This window comes from Shinella sp. OV683 (genome assembly GCF_057787725.1).
Genome location: NZ_CM173543.1, coordinates 5,395,243 through 5,410,042 on the forward strand (window position 1 = coordinate 5,395,243; position 14,800 = coordinate 5,410,042).

General features: G+C 59.2%; 14 protein-coding genes and 1 tRNA gene. 4 read left to right on the plus strand and 11 right to left on the minus strand.

Annotated elements, in window-relative coordinates:
• Positions 1–132 precede the first annotated feature (132 nt).
• The 4 genes from ACXHRN_RS26115 to ACXHRN_RS26130 form a co-directional block, all read right to left on the minus strand.
• A complete protein-coding gene (locus ACXHRN_RS26115; protein ID WP_488639172.1) occupies positions 133–1,752 on the minus strand; it encodes an L-lactate permease in 1,620 nt (539 codons plus the stop codon).
• Between the two features lie 48 nt (positions 1,753–1,800).
• Entirely contained in the window at positions 1,801–2,799 is a 999-nt protein-coding gene (locus tag ACXHRN_RS26120) for a 2-hydroxyacid dehydrogenase (RefSeq protein ID WP_488639173.1), read from the minus strand.
• Positions 2,800–2,867: 68 nt separating this feature from the next.
• Entirely contained in the window at positions 2,868–3,056 is a 189-nt protein-coding gene (locus ACXHRN_RS26125) for an NAD(P)(+) transhydrogenase (Re/Si-specific) subunit beta (protein WP_488639174.1), read from the minus strand.
• 666 nt (positions 3,057–3,722) lie between these two features.
• Positions 3,723–3,799 (minus strand) — tRNA-Arg (locus tag ACXHRN_RS26130).
• A 199-nt stretch (positions 3,800–3,998) separates the two neighbouring features.
• Here ACXHRN_RS26130 and ACXHRN_RS26135 point away from each other — a divergent pair.
• Positions 3,999–4,235, plus strand: a complete 237-nt coding sequence (locus ACXHRN_RS26135) for a hypothetical protein (protein WP_488637952.1) — start codon at positions 3,999–4,001, stop codon at positions 4,233–4,235.
• Between the two features lie 113 nt (positions 4,236–4,348).
• On the opposite strand, the gene ACXHRN_RS26140 is transcribed toward ACXHRN_RS26135, so the two are convergent.
• The 4 genes from ACXHRN_RS26140 to ACXHRN_RS26155 form a co-directional block, all read right to left on the minus strand.
• Complete coding sequence (locus ACXHRN_RS26140; protein ID WP_488639175.1) at positions 4,349–6,169, minus strand: ABC-F family ATP-binding cassette domain-containing protein; 1,821 nt, start codon at positions 6,167–6,169, stop codon at positions 4,349–4,351.
• A 2-nt stretch (positions 6,170–6,171) separates the two neighbouring features.
• The gene (locus ACXHRN_RS26145; RefSeq protein WP_488639176.1) at positions 6,172–6,816 is read right to left on the minus strand and encodes a thiamine diphosphokinase; all 645 of its coding nucleotides are present in this window, start codon (positions 6,814–6,816) and stop codon (positions 6,172–6,174) included.
• Between the two features lie 73 nt (positions 6,817–6,889).
• Positions 6,890–7,276, minus strand: coding sequence for a DUF2794 domain-containing protein (locus ACXHRN_RS26150; RefSeq protein ID WP_488639177.1), 387 nt, complete (start codon positions 7,274–7,276; stop codon positions 6,890–6,892).
• Positions 7,277–7,405: 129 nt separating this feature from the next.
• Positions 7,406–8,149, minus strand: coding sequence for a DUF1223 domain-containing protein (locus tag ACXHRN_RS26155; RefSeq protein WP_488639178.1), 744 nt, complete (start codon positions 8,147–8,149; stop codon positions 7,406–7,408).
• 273 nt (positions 8,150–8,422) lie between these two features.
• Between ACXHRN_RS26155 and ACXHRN_RS26160 the strand changes: the two genes are divergently transcribed.
• Positions 8,423–8,878 carry an Lrp/AsnC family transcriptional regulator gene (locus tag ACXHRN_RS26160; protein ID WP_488639179.1) on the plus strand — a complete coding sequence of 152 codons (456 nt, stop codon included), beginning with the start codon at positions 8,423–8,425 and terminating at the stop codon, positions 8,876–8,878.
• A 100-nt stretch (positions 8,879–8,978) separates the two neighbouring features.
• On the opposite strand, the gene ACXHRN_RS26165 is transcribed toward ACXHRN_RS26160, so the two are convergent.
• The 3 genes from ACXHRN_RS26165 to ACXHRN_RS26175 form a co-directional block, all read right to left on the minus strand.
• Positions 8,979–9,974, minus strand: a complete 996-nt coding sequence (locus ACXHRN_RS26165) for an MDR family oxidoreductase (RefSeq protein ID WP_488639180.1) — start codon at positions 9,972–9,974, stop codon at positions 8,979–8,981.
• Positions 9,975–10,051: 77 nt separating this feature from the next.
• Positions 10,052–12,328, minus strand: coding sequence for a xanthine dehydrogenase family protein molybdopterin-binding subunit (locus ACXHRN_RS26170; protein WP_488639181.1), 2,277 nt, complete (start codon positions 12,326–12,328; stop codon positions 10,052–10,054).
• A gap of 2 nt (positions 12,329–12,330) precedes the next feature.
• Positions 12,331–12,789 (minus strand): (2Fe-2S)-binding protein, encoded by a 459-nt coding sequence (locus tag ACXHRN_RS26175; RefSeq protein ID WP_488639182.1) that lies wholly within the window; start codon positions 12,787–12,789, stop codon positions 12,331–12,333.
• 59 nt (positions 12,790–12,848) lie between these two features.
• Here ACXHRN_RS26175 and ACXHRN_RS26180 point away from each other — a divergent pair, with 59 nt between their 5' ends.
• The gene (locus ACXHRN_RS26180) at positions 12,849–13,445 is read left to right on the plus strand and encodes a TetR/AcrR family transcriptional regulator (protein ID WP_488639183.1); all 597 of its coding nucleotides are present in this window, start codon (positions 12,849–12,851) and stop codon (positions 13,443–13,445) included.
• A gap of 98 nt (positions 13,446–13,543) precedes the next feature.
• The gene (gene ispG, locus ACXHRN_RS26185; RefSeq protein WP_488639184.1) at positions 13,544–14,797 is read left to right on the plus strand and encodes a flavodoxin-dependent (E)-4-hydroxy-3-methylbut-2-enyl-diphosphate synthase; all 1,254 of its coding nucleotides are present in this window, start codon (positions 13,544–13,546) and stop codon (positions 14,795–14,797) included.
• Positions 14,798–14,800: the final 3 nt, after the last annotated feature.

The window sequence follows — 14,800 nt, forward strand, 5'->3', positions numbered from 1 at the left end:
TACGCTAGATATCTTAGAGATATCGCATGAACTGTCCATCGCGAAAGGGTCGCCATGGCAATCTGCGGACATCACCTCGGCCTCAAGATCTGCATGCGGCGCGATCTTCAGCAATTATCGATTTTATTTCGCTCAAACTATGAATGACAACATAAGTGTCCACAGGGAGACATAAACGAGAAGCGCAAAACTGTAGAACAGAGTCGTCCGCATGATGTCGGATTCTCGGCCGACTTGGCCAACAGCGGCGGCGGCTATTGCGATGGACTGCGGCGAGATTAGTTTTGCCATCACTCCACCACTCGTATTGGCGGCCACCAACAGGGCTTGGCTGGTGCCGATCTGGGCAGCTGTAACCGATTGCAGATGGGCAAAGAGGGTATTGCTGTTGACAACCGATCCGGTGATGAACACGCCAAACCAACCGATTACAGGCGCAATCAGCGGAAAGATCCGGCCGGTTTGAGCCAATCCCAGGCCGATGCTGGATGATGCTCCAGAGAAATTAGCGATATAGGCGACGGCCATGATGAGAGAGATCATGGTCAGCGGGCTCCACAGCTCACGGATTGCGGTCTTGAGCTGGTTGAATGCTTCCGAAATTGACAAATTCGACGAGAACAATGTTGTGATGATTACGGCGATTAGAATTGCCGTTCCCGATGCGCTGATCAGAGCTACGTTCCAGACAGCAGGCAGAGCATGGGCTGCATCGACAATCGGAGGTATTTCCTCGACCTGCAAATGCAGGAACGGGATTGGCAGTTTCAACACCGCGGCCGCGAAAAGACCATCATCCGCAAAGAGCTGCTTAAACTGCGGCATGCTCCATACGAAGATAACACCGGTCAGAATGTAAAAGGGAGACCAGGCCCTGATTACCTCCGTGAGGGACCAGCGTTGAGCCGATACGGGCGGAGCGCCATCCTCTCTGTAAATCCGCTTCGGTTGCCAGAACTGCATGAACAAGGCCAGTGTGCCCATCGAGGCCAACGGGGCTACGATGTCAGTCAGTTCCGGGCCAAGGAAATACAATGTGAGACTTTGAAGACTACTGAAGAGTACGCCAATCAGGACCACCACTGGCCAGGTTTCGGTCACGCCGCGAAAGCCATCGAGAACAAGAATGAGCAACAGTGGCACGAACAGCGTGGACAGCTGGACGATGGCGATCATCATGAGAGACATTTCAGTGAGATCGACCCCACCCACGCGAGCCCCGACCACAACGGGAATGCCGATGGCGCCATATGCGCCAGAGGCAGCGTTGGCCAACAGGCAGAGCATAGCTGCTTTGATCGGCTTGAAACCCAGCTCCACGAGTAGCGCGGCGCAGATGGCGATGGGCACACCGAATCCAGCCGCACCTTCAAGAAAGGCACCGAAGCAGAAAGCAATTAGAATGACCTGAATGCGCTGATCATCCGATATCGTTGCAATACTTCCCCGGATAACATCGAACTTGCCGCTTTTGACCGCCAACTTATACAGCCAGACCGCCATGAGCACGATATAGCCGATCGGCCACAGACCGCTGAGGATGCCGAAGACGGCCGCCCCAAGTATCTTTTCCATCGGCATATCAACTACGATGAAAGATACGGCGATCGATAGTGCCAACGTGACGATCGCGGCATTCAATCCCTTGAGCTTCAGGAACGTCAATGCGACGAGGAAGAACAAGATTGGAAGCGCTGCGACCAATGCCGAAAGATATGGATTTCCCAACGGGTCGTATACTTGTTGCCACATCAGCTATGTCCTGACTTGTGTGGTTTGAACGTAGCGCAGGAGGAGAAATCACGCCTTCCCGAGGGCGTTTGGGCACTTGGTTCCGTCGGCAAGGCAGTGCGTGTTTTGAAAAGTCACTTCCGCAATCTCGCGCATGGCTTCGGTAGTGAAAAAGCCCTGATGTCCTGTCACCAGCACATTGGGAAACGTCATCAGCCGCTGGAAGACATCGTCGGCAATGATGTCGGAGGATCGATCGTGAAAGAAAAGTGCGCTCTCCTGTTCGTAGACATCGATACCGAGAGCGCCCAGGCGACCGGATTTGAGTGCACGGATGACCGCCCGCGTATCGATCAATGCTCCGCGCGAAGTATTGATCAACATTGCGCCCGGTTTCATCAAACCCAGTGTCTCTACGTTGATCATGTGCCGGTTATCTTCAAAAAGCGGGCAATGGAGCGTGACGATATCGGAGCGCGCCAGCAGGGTATTGAGGTCTACCATCTCGCCTAGAGTTGCAAACTCTGGAGAAGCCACCGGATCGAACCCCAGTACACGGCAGCCAAAACCGTTCACAATCTTCGCGGTAGCAAGTCCGATCTTGCCCATGCCGACAATGCCGACCGTCTTTTCGTGAAGTGTCATGCCCAACAGACCGTCGAGCATGAAATTGCCTTCACGAACGCGGTTATAGGCACGATGCGTGTGCCTGTTGAGCGTCATGATCAGTGCGACCGTGTGCTCGGCGACGGCCTCCGGCGAATAGGCCGGTACACGCGCCACAAGGAGGCCAAGTTTGTCGGCCGCCTCTATATCGACGTTGTTGAAACCAGCGCACCGCAAAAGGATGCCCCTTACACCGAGATTGTGTAGCGCTTCAAGTACGCGCGAATCGGCCAGGTCGTTGACAAAGATGCATACGGCATCGCAGCCTTGCGCAAAGGTGGCCGTCTGCAGAGACAGGCCGGCCTCTTGATAGAGCAGATCGAAGGGCACCGCCTCACGCTGGTTCGCCTCGTCCAAAAATCGCTTGTCGTAGCTTTGAGCGCTGAACACTGCAATTTTCATCGAAGAATCCTATCGTAGATGAGGAGCGGCGACTGGCGGAGGCCCGCGTCGGTCTGCTTGGAAACAGCTCAGGCGGCGGCGGATCCAGGGCCGCGGATGCCTTCGATCATCTTGACACGAACCGCACGCACATCGCCGTATACCATGTTGTAATTGTCATTGTAGAAAAGAGTATTGACGATTCCTGCATAGCCTTTTCCCTCGCCGCGCTTGACGACGTACACTTGATGAGCCTTGTCGGCATCGAGAATGGGCATGTCGATCGCTGATGGCTTATCCACGCGGGCGGCATGAATTGACCATGTCGCAGGCACCGATCATGTCTGGATGACGCCTGCTTGGCAATGTGATTCTGAATGACGTTTGAGGTTTTCGGGTCGAGTGCGAGCTGACCTCGAATGAATGATGTTCTGATCGACAACGTCATGGTGCGGGCGCATCAGGTTGGCGCTCGCAGCGGATAAGAACCAAATCTTGACGGGTCGTTTCGCCAGACACATCCTTCAGCCGCTCGTCACGAAAGGCAGCAATGTGTTCTGAAGTGATTGTGGTCGCAAGGACTGACCCGATCTGGTGCCGTTGGAGTTTCCCAATCCGATAACCTTCTTGGGGCGCACTCTTTTTGCCAGGCGTGTTCTTTCCCTCTAGGTGCTCAACAATCCCGCAAAGTGCGTTCGTCAATTTCTTTGGAAGGCAGGGCAATCTCGCCCTGATCCAAGCGACGCTCTATGCCACGTGCCCAGATTTCCGCGTCTTTTCGATTAAGGAAACTCTTGGAAATCGGCTTGCTGTCCTGCCGACGGATTTGGCCCGGCCACTTGTTGTTCCGCTTTCTAAACGTCGCCATAAATGTCTCACTGTGACTACAGTGTGACTACATGAAAACAGATCGACGTTTCGATTTTGCAAGCCATTGACAAAAATGGTGATCCCGGCGCGATTCGAACGCGCGACCCCCAGATTAGGAATCTGGTGCTCTATCCTGCTGAGCTACGGGACCACTTACCCTTCCTTACAAAAGTGGATGCGGTTCGCCAAGGGCTTTTCGGTCTCACCTGAAAAATCATCGCAGCACAGAGCTGTTCCCATGGAAACAGCGCGGGCAGTGTAGGTGTGGGAAAAAGGTTTCAACGGATGGAAATAAGCATCCGAACCGAATGAAACCAGAACCAAGCCAATTCACTCCGAGGAGAACTCAAATGAAAAAGTACATCATCGCTGCCGTTGCCGCCGTCGTCGCCACCGTATCGCTGTCGTCGGTTGCCGAAGCCGGCTGGCGCCGCCATCATGGCTGGTATGGCCATCACCACTACTGGGGCGGCCCACGCATCGTCATCCGCCCGGCCTATTACAACGACTATTGCTTCATCAAGAAGGTCCGTCGTTACGACGATTGGGGCAATGTCTACATCAAGCGCGTCCGCATCTGCGGCTGATGTCTAGCCCTTCGCATATCTGACCGTCCGGCGCCTCCCCTGCAACCCGGATGGTCAGCGCTCTGATCCTCCCCAGAATTCGCCCGGTTCTTTAAGAACCGGGCTTTTTTTATTCAACCTTCGAGTTCCTCGCGCAGCATTTCGAGTTCCAGCCATTCTTCTTCCATCTTGTGGATGGCGTTGCGGGCGGCTTCCAGCTGTGCGGCGACCTTGGAAAAGCCATCGGGGTCGCGGGCGAAGAATTTCGAGTCGGCCATCTTCTTCTCGAAGCCGGCGATTTCCGCTTCCTTGGCCGCCATCTGCTTGGGAAGGTTCTCGATAGCGAATTTCTGCTTGAAGGAGAGCTTGCCTTTCTGCTGGCCGCCATCGCCGCGAGACGAAGCCGTGTCGGTCTTGGCGGCAGGCTTCTCCGCTTTCTTCTTCTCGTCGGCGAGCGATTTGCGTTGCGCGAGCATGTCGGTGTAGCCGCCGGCATATTCGATCCACTGGCCATCGGGAAATTCGGGATTGGCCGGCGCAATCGTCGAGGTCACGGTGCGGTCGAGGAAGTCGCGGTCGTGGCTGACGAGAATGACGGTGCCCTGATAGCCAGAGACGACTTCCTGCAACAGGTCGAGCGTCTCGATGTCGAGATCGTTGGTCGGCTCGTCGAGGATCAGCAGGTTTGACGGCTTTGCCAGGATGCGGGCGAGGATCAGCCGGGCGCGCTCGCCGCCCGAAAGATTGAGGATCGGCGTGCGGGCCTGTTCGGGCTGGAACAGGAATTCCTTCATATAGCCGGTGACGTGACGCTGCACACCATTGACCAACAAGCTCTCGCCGCGACCGTCGGTGAGGTAGCCCGCTAGCGTGTCGCTGAGATCAAGCCCGTCGCGGCGCTGGTCGAGCGTGGCGATCTCGAGATTGGTGCCGAGCTTGATCGTGCCGCTGTCAGGCTCGAGCTGGCCGGTCAGCATCTTGAGCAGCGTCGTCTTGCCGGCGCCGTTGGGGCCGACGAGACCGATGCGGTCGCCGCGATGCACGCGGATCGAAAACGGCGCGACGATCGTTCGGTCGCCATAGGCCTTGGTGATTTTGTCGGCTTCGGCAACCAGCTTGCCGGACTCTCGCGCCTCGGCGACGGTGGCCTCGGCGCGCCCGAGCGCGCCCTTATGCGTGCGGTGTTCCTGGCGCAGGTCCTGCAACTGGCCGAGACGGCGCATGTTGCGCTTGCGCCGCGCGGTGACGCCATAGCGCAGCCAGTGTTCCTCGCGTTCGATCTGCTTGCCGAGCTTGTGCTGTTCGAGTTCTTCCTCCTCAAGCACCTTGTCGCGCCAGGCCTCGAAATAGCCGAAACCCTGGTCGAGCCGGCGAGCGACGCCACGGTCGAGCCAGATGGTCGCGGTCGAGACCTTTTCGAGAAAGCGACGGTCATGTGAGATGACGATCAGCGCGCTGCGGGTCTTGGTCAGTTCGGTTTCCAGCCATTCGATGGTCGGCAGGTCGAGGTGGTTGGTTGGCTCGTCGAGCAGCAGGATGTCGGGTTCGGGCGCCAGCACGCGGGCGAGCGCTGCGCGCCTCGCCTCACCGCCAGACAGGCTTTCCGGGTTCTGGTCGCCGGACAGGCCGAGATGCTCGAGCAGATAGGTGACGCGATAGGGATCGTCGGACGGGCCGAGGCCGGCCGCCGCATAGGCTTCGACGGTCGAATAGCCATCGAAGTCCGGTGCCTGGTTGAGATAGCGCACGGTCGAAGACGGATGACGGAAGATATCGCCGCTCTGCGGTTCGGCAAGGCCGGCGGCCATTTTCAGCAATGTCGATTTGCCGGAACCATTGCGACCGACGAGGCAGACGCGCTCGCCGGGTTCGATCTGCATATTGACGCCGGCCAAGAGTGGGGCGCCTCCGAAGCTCAGGAAGATATCGTCAAGTTTCAGGATTGGCGGGGCCAAATCTATACTCCGGAAAAATCGTAGGGCCGAGCGAACACCATGGCGCGGCCTCTTTCGAGGCGGACGGTGATCGCACCTTCGGCGACATTGGAAAGGGTGCGGGACGAGCCGAAAGGCAGGGTAAAGTCCGACAGCGGATAGCGGGCATTTTCGATAGACAGGCCGTGGAGATCCTCAAAGCCGATAATCGAGAACAGGCTGCCGGCGGGCAGATCGAGCGACAGCGTGCCGGCAATCAGCGGATAGGCCTCCTCCTCGCCCGAGGTCAGCAACACATCGTGGCCCTTGCCGGTCAGCGACAGCGCGTTGACATAGTGCCCCATCGAGTGGTCGGTGCGTTCGCCACCCAGCGCCCCGGCGAGCACGAGCCGGCTTGCGCCACGTGCCAGCGCCTCGTCGATGGCGATCTCGCCGTCGGTCATCGCTTTTTCGGCGGGATAGGTCTGCCGCTCGACGGACTGGTAATGCTCGATCAGCCCGTCGGTGACGGAATCGAAATCGCCGACCCACAGCTCGGGCACGATTCCGAGCAATGCCGCATGCTTCATGCCGCCATCGGCCGCGATGAAGCGCGCACCGCCGAGGACGTCGGCAAGGCGGCTGGTGTTGCGGAGCGGGCCGCCAAGCAGGATGGCAAATGTCGTCATGGCCGATGCTCTAACGCAAAGTGGCCATCAGGGGGAAGGGGTAAAGTCCGGGAAAAGCAGGGGGAGGGAGATCTCAGTCGCGCAGGAACTGCACCTTGTCGAAGAATTTCAACACCTGCGCCAATTCGTGGCCGCGCTTGAGGATCTTGCCCTGGGTGTTGACGATGGAGAATGCGCCTTGCTTGGATGCGAATTTCGGATTCTTCTCGACTTGGTAGAGGGGAAGGTCACCCGACCGCTTGAAGACGGAAAACACCGCCTTGTCCTTGAAGAAATCGATCGCGTAATCGCGCCACTCGCCTTCGCCGACCATGCGGCCGTAGATACGCAAGATCTGGTTGAGTTCGAGTCGATGGAAGGTGACCGGCATCGGGTCGCGTGCGTCGCGATATTCCCTGAGATCGACGACACCCTCGCTCTTTCGGCTGGATGCCCCTGAATGCTCCGACTGATCTGCCATCTCAAGCCTTTTCCAAGGTTTCCGCCGGGCGGCAGCCCGATTCGAACAGGCCCTTGGTGACGGAACAGTGACAGTTTGCCTGAAGAGAAATGAATTGCAAGCCGAAGTTTTACCGATTCCGGCGCCGTTTCACAGTGCCGCCGCACCCAGAATCCGACCCGGATTGCCGTCCTTATCGTGCGATTGCAGCAGGATAGCGCAGCCGTCCTGGCCCTGCTTGCCGATCATCGCCGCGGGTAATTTGACCGTCAGCGCCTTGCCGTCCCACATGCCGACCGTCTCCAGCTTGGTCACGGAGTTGCGATAGGTCATCTGCTTGCCCTGGTTTTCGCCGCTCTTGATATCGACCACGGTCGCCTTCTTGAAATAGGCGATGACCACGTCGGCCTTGCCCGATCCCTCGCCAACGGAAATGGTCAATTCATCGGATGACAGCGTGGCGGTCACGGGCACGGTGACGCCTTCGCCGTTCTCGGCGAGTTTCTTCAGATTGGCCTGGATGACGAAGGGCGCTGCCGCTTTCATGTCATGCGTGCCGTTCAGCACGATCTGCGGTGTATAGACGTTGGTGTTGCCCAATGTCTTGGCATAGGCATATTGCCGGTCGGTATTGGCCTTGGCGCTCAGTGTGTCCTGCCAGCCGAGATAGTTCCAGTAGTCGACGTGATAGGTGATCGTCACCACGTCGGGCCGGTCGGCCATTTCGGAGATCGCCCGATCCGCCTTCGGACAGGAGGAGCAGCCCTGCGACGTGAAGAGTTCCACGACACCGATGGGGCGTGAATGTGCGACTTCATCGGCATTCGCAGCCTGCGCAAGCAAGCCCGCCGCCAAACCGGCAGCCGCCACGATAAAATATCCTGAAAAGCGCATTGAAATTCCTGGTCAACGATCGCCGACCCACTGCCGGACAAACTCGTCCGGTCCTGCAGGCCGCATCCCCTTCCTATAGTGCATTGTGCCATCACGTTTAAATCAAAATCGGTTGACTGGCGTTTGATAGAATTATCAATATGGCCACTGCGCGGTATCGAATCGCATCGTGCGGTTGTGCCGACCGCTTAAGATGCGAAATATTGCACTTTCGGCGTGGAAAATTTCGCTCTAGATGCTTAGTTTAAGCTTAATCGATTTGGAGACTGCAAGATGAGTATTTTGGATGAGACGGATCGAAACCTCCTTGCTCTCTTGCAACGAAACGACAGGCTGTCGCTGGCTGAAATCGGCCAGGAGCTCAAGCTGGCACCGTCCACCGTCAACGATCGCATCAAGCGCCTGATCCGCAACGAGATCATTTCCGGCTTCCATGCGGCCGTCAATCCCGAGAAAGTCGGGCTCGACCTGCTGGCCTTCGTCTTCGTCGGCTGGAACGAACCGGAGGTCGAGGCCGCCTTCCTCACCAAGATCGCCAATAGTGGCGCGGTGCTGGAATGTCATCACGTGACCGGTGCCTGGAACTATCTGCTCAAGGTGCGGCTGAAAAACACGCGCGAGCTGGAACGCTTCCTCGCCCAAGAACTCAAGGGCATCGAAGGCCTGATGCGCACGGAGACATTGATCGTGCTTTCCTCCGCCAAGGAAGTGTCGACGCTCGACGTCTGATTTTTTTATCTTTTCTTGCGAATGATTTTCAGAGTCCGCCGGTCATTGCCAGCCAAAGTCCTTGCCTGACTTTCGCGTACAACTGCGCGGCTCAGCCGTGTCAGATCGCCGTGTTGACCACGACGCGACCCCTGACCCCGCCCTTCAGGATCGAGGCGCCGAGGGCGGGCATCTCTGCAAGGCCATGTTCGGAAATCATGCTTTCTAACTTTTCCCGCGGCAGGTCGGTGACCAGCCGCTTCCAGGCCTCGACACGGTCGGGATAGGGCCGCATGACCGAATCGATGCCGAGCAGGTTGACGCCGCGCAGCAGGAACGGAATGACCGTGAAGCCCGGCACATCTGCGCCTCCGGCAAGCCCGATGGCTGCAACAGAACCATTGTACTTCACCTGCCTGAGCACGCGGGCGAGCATCTGCCCGCCGACAGCGTCGACGGCTGCGGCCCAGCGCTCGGACTCCAGTGGCTTGCTGCTGGGCTCGGTCAGTTCGGACCGGTCGATAATGGTGGCGGCGCCCAGCGCTCGGAGATAGTCGGCCGCTTCGGGCCGCCCAGTGACGCCAGCGACGGAATAGCCGAGCTTTGCCAGGATCGCCACGGCAACGGATCCGACGCCGCCCGCAGCGCCCATCACCAGCACTTCGCCCTGGTCCGGTGTCAATCCGGCCTTTTCCAGCGCGATGACGGCGAGCATCGAGGTCAGGCCGGCCGTGCCGATTGCCATGGCGAGCCGGGTGGAGATTTCGTCCGGCAGCTTGACCAGCCAGTCGGCCTTGACCCTGGCGCACGTGGCGTAACCGCCCCACCAGGCCTCGCCGACACGCCAGCCGGTCAGCACGACCCGATCGCCCGGGAGATAGCGCGGATCGTCGGATTGTTCGACCACACCGGAAAAGTCGACGCCGGGAATATGCGGGTAGGTGCGCACCAGACCGCCCCGGCCGTGCATGCAGAGCCCGTCCTTGTAGTTCAGCGTCGAATATTCGACCTTTACCGTGACATCGCCGGCAGGCAACCTGCTGTCGTCAAGTTCCTGCACCGTCTGGGAGAGGCTCCCGTCTTCCGCCTTTTCGATCACGAGCGCGCGAAATGTCATGGCCGTTCTTTCTGTCGCTGTTTTCTTACTGATATCTGCAACGAAAACACCGCCAGGAGCAAGTTTTGAACGCGGCCTCAGACGAACGTCACCTCGTCGAAAAGCGGCATGCGGCGGACGCGTTTGCCGGTCAACGCGAAGATTGCATTGGCAAGCGCTGGCATAACGGGCGGGGTCGCCGGCTCGCCCGCGCCACCCATATGCTTGGAGTTTTCCAGCAGCTCGACCTCTATCACAGGGCACTGGTACATGCGCATGCCGTCATGATCGGAGAAGTTCTGCTGTTCGACCATGCCATCGGCAAAGGTGATCTTCTGACCGGTTGCGGCCGACAGACCAAAAATGATGCCAGACATCATCTGGGCGCGGAAATTCCGCTCGTCGAGCACGAGGCCGGCGTCTGCCGCGCAAAAGACTTTCTCGATGCGGATGCCGCCTTCTTCCTGCGCGACCTGCACCACTTGCGTGACCCAGGTGCCGAAGGACAGCGTGAAGGCGAGCCCCCGCGCCTTGCCTTTGGGCAACGGCGTCTGCCAGTCCGACATACCAGCGACGGTTTCCAGCAGCTTGGTTGCCACCGGATATGGCGCCATCAGCTTTTGGCGCAGCGCCAGCGGATCGGTTTTGCCGACACTAGCCACCTCGTCGATGAAGCTTTCGTGCATGAAAGCATTGTAGGAGCAACCCACCGAGCGCCAGAAGGTGGTCGGGATGGCGAGTTCGATCGGCCGCCCGTCGATACGGTAATTCTCGATCTGGTAGGGCTGGTTGTAGGCGCCGTCGATCAGCGCGATATCGGGTCCGCCCATCGGTACCGATGGGTAGACGCGCCCGACAAAGCTCTTGGTGATCGAAGGCGACGCGATGGAACCCGTAAGCGCCTTCGGCGTGCCGTCCTCGTTGAGCACCGCCCGATAGCGCGACTTGGCGACGGGCCGGAGCGGGCTGTGAGTCATGTCCTCCTCGCGCGTCCAGGTGAGCTTAACCGGCTTGCCCTGCATTTCGAGAGCCATGCGCACGGTGTAATCGATGAAATCCGGCTCGGCGCGACGGCCGAATCCACCACCGAGGAAGGTGATATGGGCGCGGACGCGATCTTCCGGAAGACCCGAGATCTCAGCGCCGATCATCTTGACGATCGAGGGCGACTGGTGCGGTGCCCAGATATCGAGCCAGCCGTCCTTGAGGCGCGCTGTGGCGTTCATCGGCTCCATGGCTGCATGTGACAGGAAGGGCGCGAAGTACTCGGCCTCGACAACGCGTTCCTTGGGCGCTTCGGCAAATACCCGATCGGGATCGCCAAGCGTCCGGAGCGTGAAACCGACTTCGCCATTGAGCTGGTTGTCGAGCAGCTTTTCGATACCGTCCGATGTCTGGGGATAGGCGGCCTTGCCCCATTTGGCAGTCACCGCATCGGCTGCCTGGAAGGCGCGCCAGGTATTGTCGGCGATGACCCCGAAGCCTTCGCCGAGCGGGCTCTTTATCTCAACGACTTTCTTGACGCCACGCATCGCCTTGGCGGCAGATGCATCGAGCGACTCCAGTTTGCCGCCCAGATTGGGATTCATGCGGATCGTCGCATAGACCATGTCGGCTTCCGCGACATCGATGCCGAAGATCCGGCCGCCGGTGACCTTGGCCAGCATGTCGCGGCGCGGCGGCGACTTGCCGAGGATCTTCCACTCGGCCTTTCCCCTGAGCTTGATCTCTTGGGGCGGTGCGAGCTTTGCAGCTGCTTCGGCAAGCTCGCCATAGGCAAGGCTCTTGCCGCTTTTCGGGTCCGTCACCTTGCCGTCCGATGTGGTCAATGTCGAAACGTCGACGCCAAAACTCTTGGCGGCGGCGGATTTCAGCATTTCGCGGGCGGCGGCACCGGCCAGCCGCATCTTCTCGTAATGATCTACCGTCGAGGTCGAGCCGCCGGTCAGTTGCAGCGCCAGGAACTTCGCTACCACGCCCATCGCCGAACGAACGGCTTCGGCGGTAAAACTCTCATCGAAGCGGGGAAAGGGAGCGCCTTCCTCCAGTGCTGCCCTGTTGTAATAGGCAGGCGCGGCGGGGCCGTGCTCGATCTTGATCTGGTCAAGACTGACGTCGAGTTCTTCTGCGACCAGCGCCGCAAGCATGGTAAAAATGCCCTGGCCCATCTCCGCGCGGGGCGCGATCACCGTGATGGTATTGTCGTTGGCGATCTTCACATAGGGATTGAAGGTCTGCTCGCCGTCGGCGAGGCCGTCCTCCAGCGGATTGGCGAAGGGCTGCTTGTATTTGTAGTAGCCGAAGGCCACTCCGCCAGCGATGGCTGCTGCGCCCACGAGGAGAGTACGTCGGGTGAATTTTGCGATCGCGCCCATGGTCAGGCTCCCTGCAATTCGGTTGCGGCACGCAGGATGGCTGCGCGGATGCGCGGATAGGTGCCGCATCGACAGAGATTGCCGCTCATCGCGTCGTTGATGGCCTGGTCGTCGGGATTGGGATTCTGGCTGAGGAGCGCGACCGCGCTCATGATCTGGCCGGACTGGCAGTAGCCGCATTGGGCGACCTGCTCTTCCATCCAGGCTCTTTGCACCACGTGCAAAGTTGTACCATCGGAAATGCCGTCGATCGTGGTGACTTTGCCCTGCACCGTGCCGATAGGCACCGAGCAGGAGCGGACTGGATCGCCATCAATCAAAACCGTGCAGGCGCCACACAGCGCCTGGCCGCAGCCGAATTTGGGACCCTTGATGTCGAGTTCATCGCGAAGCACCCAGAGGAGAGGCATATCCTCTTCGACATCAACCTCGTGGAGCTTGCCATTCACCGTCAGCTTCATCACACTGTCCTCCAAATCACGTCGTTGACAAAATATCAAATAATGTCAGAATGTCAAATATGGAAAATACAGAAACACTCGATCGCCGCTCGATCATCCTGGAAGCCGCATTCAAAGTCTTCATGTCCTATGGTTTCAAGCGCACGACGATGGCCGATATTGCCGTTGCCGCCGGGATCTCGCGGCCGGTGCTCTATCTCGAGTTCAAGAACAAGGCAGACATCTATCGTGCCGGCTTTGTCGATATGCTGGAAAAGACATTCCGCGACGTCGATGCGGAACTCGAAGGCGAGGCGCCTTTCCCTGACCGGTTGATTGCGGCGCTCGATGCGGCCATCATTACGCCGATGCGGCGGATCGCCAGCATGCCGCATGGCGCCGAACTCTTCGAGATCAAGCAGGAACTGGCGGGCGATCTCGGCGATGATTGGAGCACTGTGCTGGAGCGAACCCTGGAGCGCGCCATTAGGCGCGCCGACACAGCCGGCGAGATTGCCCTTCCCGCAGCCAGCGTGTCGGCTGGCAACCTTTCCCGCCTGATAGTATCGACGATCGAGGGCCTGAAGAAACGGGTGGGCGACTGGGATGAGGCGGAAGCCGACATTGCGCGCCTGATTGACCTGATGGTGCGGCCGCTGGTACAGCGCGCTCATTAAGCGGCGATCAAATGGTTGTCATCGAAAAGCCTCAAGGTTGACATTGAACTCGGTCTTTGCCACCTGAATGTCTATTCCTGCTTCCCGTGAGGCCATCCATGTCGTCCGTCACTGATTTTGATCCGAAACCGCGCCGGGCGTCCGTCGCCGTCGATGTCGGCGGGGTGATCATCGGCGGTGGAGCGCCGGTCGTCGTCCAATCTATGACCAACACAGACACGGCCGATATCGATGCCACCGTTGCCCAGGTCGCGGCGCTGTCGCGTGCCGGCTCCGAAGTCGTGCGCATCACCGTCGATCGCGACGAAAGCGCCGCTGCCGTCCCGAAGATCCGCGATCGCCTTCTGCGCCTTGGCTTGGACGTGCCGCTGATCGGCGATTTCCACTATATCGGCCACAAGCTTCTTGCCGATCATCCGGCCTGCGCCGAGGCTCTCGCGAAGTACCGCATCAATCCCGGCAATGTCGGCTTCAAGGACAAGAAGGACAAGCAGTTCGGCGATATCGTCGAGACGGCGATCAAGTACAACAAGCCGGTGCGCATCGGCGTCAACTGGGGCTCGCTGGATCAGGAATTGCTGACCAGCCTGATGGACAAGAACCAGGCCGAGGGCTTTCCGCTCACTGCGCGCCAGGTCACCCGCGAAGCGATCGTCCAGTCGGCGCTGCTGTCGGCCGAGCTTGCCGAGGAGATCGGTCTGCCGCGCAACCGCATCATTCTGTCGGCCAAGGTTTCCCAGGTCCAGGACCTCATTGCCTGCTATTCGATGCTGGCCGATCGCTCCAATCACGCTCTGCATCTCGGCCTGACCGAGGCCGGCATGGGCTCTAAGGGCATCGTCGCCTCGTCCGCTGCCATGGGCTATGTGCTGCAGCAGGGTATTGGCGACACGATCCGTGTATCGCTGACGCCCGAGCCGAATGGCGACCGCACCAAGGAAGTCATCGTCGCGCAGGAACTGCTTCAGGTCATGGGTTTCCGGCAGTTCCTGCCGGTCGTCGCCGCCTGTCCCGGTTGCGGCCGCACGACCTCCACCGTGTTCCAGGAGCTGGCGCAGAATATCGAGCGTGACCTGCGCAAGAACATGCCGGTCTGGCGCGAAAAATATCCGGGCGTCGAGGCACTCAACGTCGCCGTCATGGGCTGCATCGTCAACGGTCCGGGTGAAAGCAAGCACGCCGATATCGGCATCTCGCTGCCCGGTACCGGTGAAAATCCAGCCGCGCCCGTCTTCATCGACGGCCAGAAGGCGCTGACATTGCGGGGCCCGAAAATCGCCGAGGATTTCGAGGCGCTGGTTCTCGATTACATCGAAAAGCGCTTTGGGCGCGGGGCGCAGGCGGCGGAATAGAAG

Excerpts from the sequence above, each read along its gene's own strand:
- ACXHRN_RS26135 (WP_488637952.1), top strand. The coding sequence starts at position 3,999 with ATGAAAAAGTACATCATCGCTGCCGTTGCCGCCGTCGTCGCCACCGTA.
- ACXHRN_RS26165 (WP_488639180.1), bottom strand. The coding sequence starts at position 9,974 with ATGACATTTCGCGCGCTCGTGATCGAAAAGGCGGAAGACGGGAGCCTC.
- ACXHRN_RS26170 (WP_488639181.1), bottom strand. The coding sequence starts at position 12,328 with ATGGGCGCGATCGCAAAATTCACCCGACGTACTCTCCTCGTGGGCGCA.
- ACXHRN_RS26155 (WP_488639178.1), bottom strand. The coding sequence starts at position 8,149 with ATGCGCTTTTCAGGATATTTTATCGTGGCGGCTGCCGGTTTGGCGGCG.
- ACXHRN_RS26125 (WP_488639174.1), bottom strand. The coding sequence starts at position 3,056 with ATGCCCATTCTCGATGCCGACAAGGCTCATCAAGTGTACGTCGTCAAG.
- ispG (WP_488639184.1), top strand. The coding sequence starts at position 13,544 with ATGTCGTCCGTCACTGATTTTGATCCGAAACCGCGCCGGGCGTCCGTC.
- ACXHRN_RS26120 (WP_488639173.1), bottom strand. The coding sequence starts at position 2,799 with ATGAAAATTGCAGTGTTCAGCGCTCAAAGCTACGACAAGCGATTTTTG.
- ACXHRN_RS26175 (WP_488639182.1), bottom strand. The coding sequence starts at position 12,789 with ATGAAGCTGACGGTGAATGGCAAGCTCCACGAGGTTGATGTCGAAGAG.
- ACXHRN_RS26150 (WP_488639177.1), bottom strand. The coding sequence starts at position 7,276 with ATGGCAGATCAGTCGGAGCATTCAGGGGCATCCAGCCGAAAGAGCGAG.
- ACXHRN_RS26160 (WP_488639179.1), top strand. The coding sequence starts at position 8,423 with ATGAGTATTTTGGATGAGACGGATCGAAACCTCCTTGCTCTCTTGCAA.
- ACXHRN_RS26145 (WP_488639176.1), bottom strand. The coding sequence starts at position 6,816 with ATGACGACATTTGCCATCCTGCTTGGCGGCCCGCTCCGCAACACCAGC.
- ACXHRN_RS26115 (WP_488639172.1), bottom strand. The coding sequence starts at position 1,752 with ATGTGGCAACAAGTATACGACCCGTTGGGAAATCCATATCTTTCGGCA.
- ACXHRN_RS26180 (WP_488639183.1), top strand. The coding sequence starts at position 12,849 with ATGGAAAATACAGAAACACTCGATCGCCGCTCGATCATCCTGGAAGCC.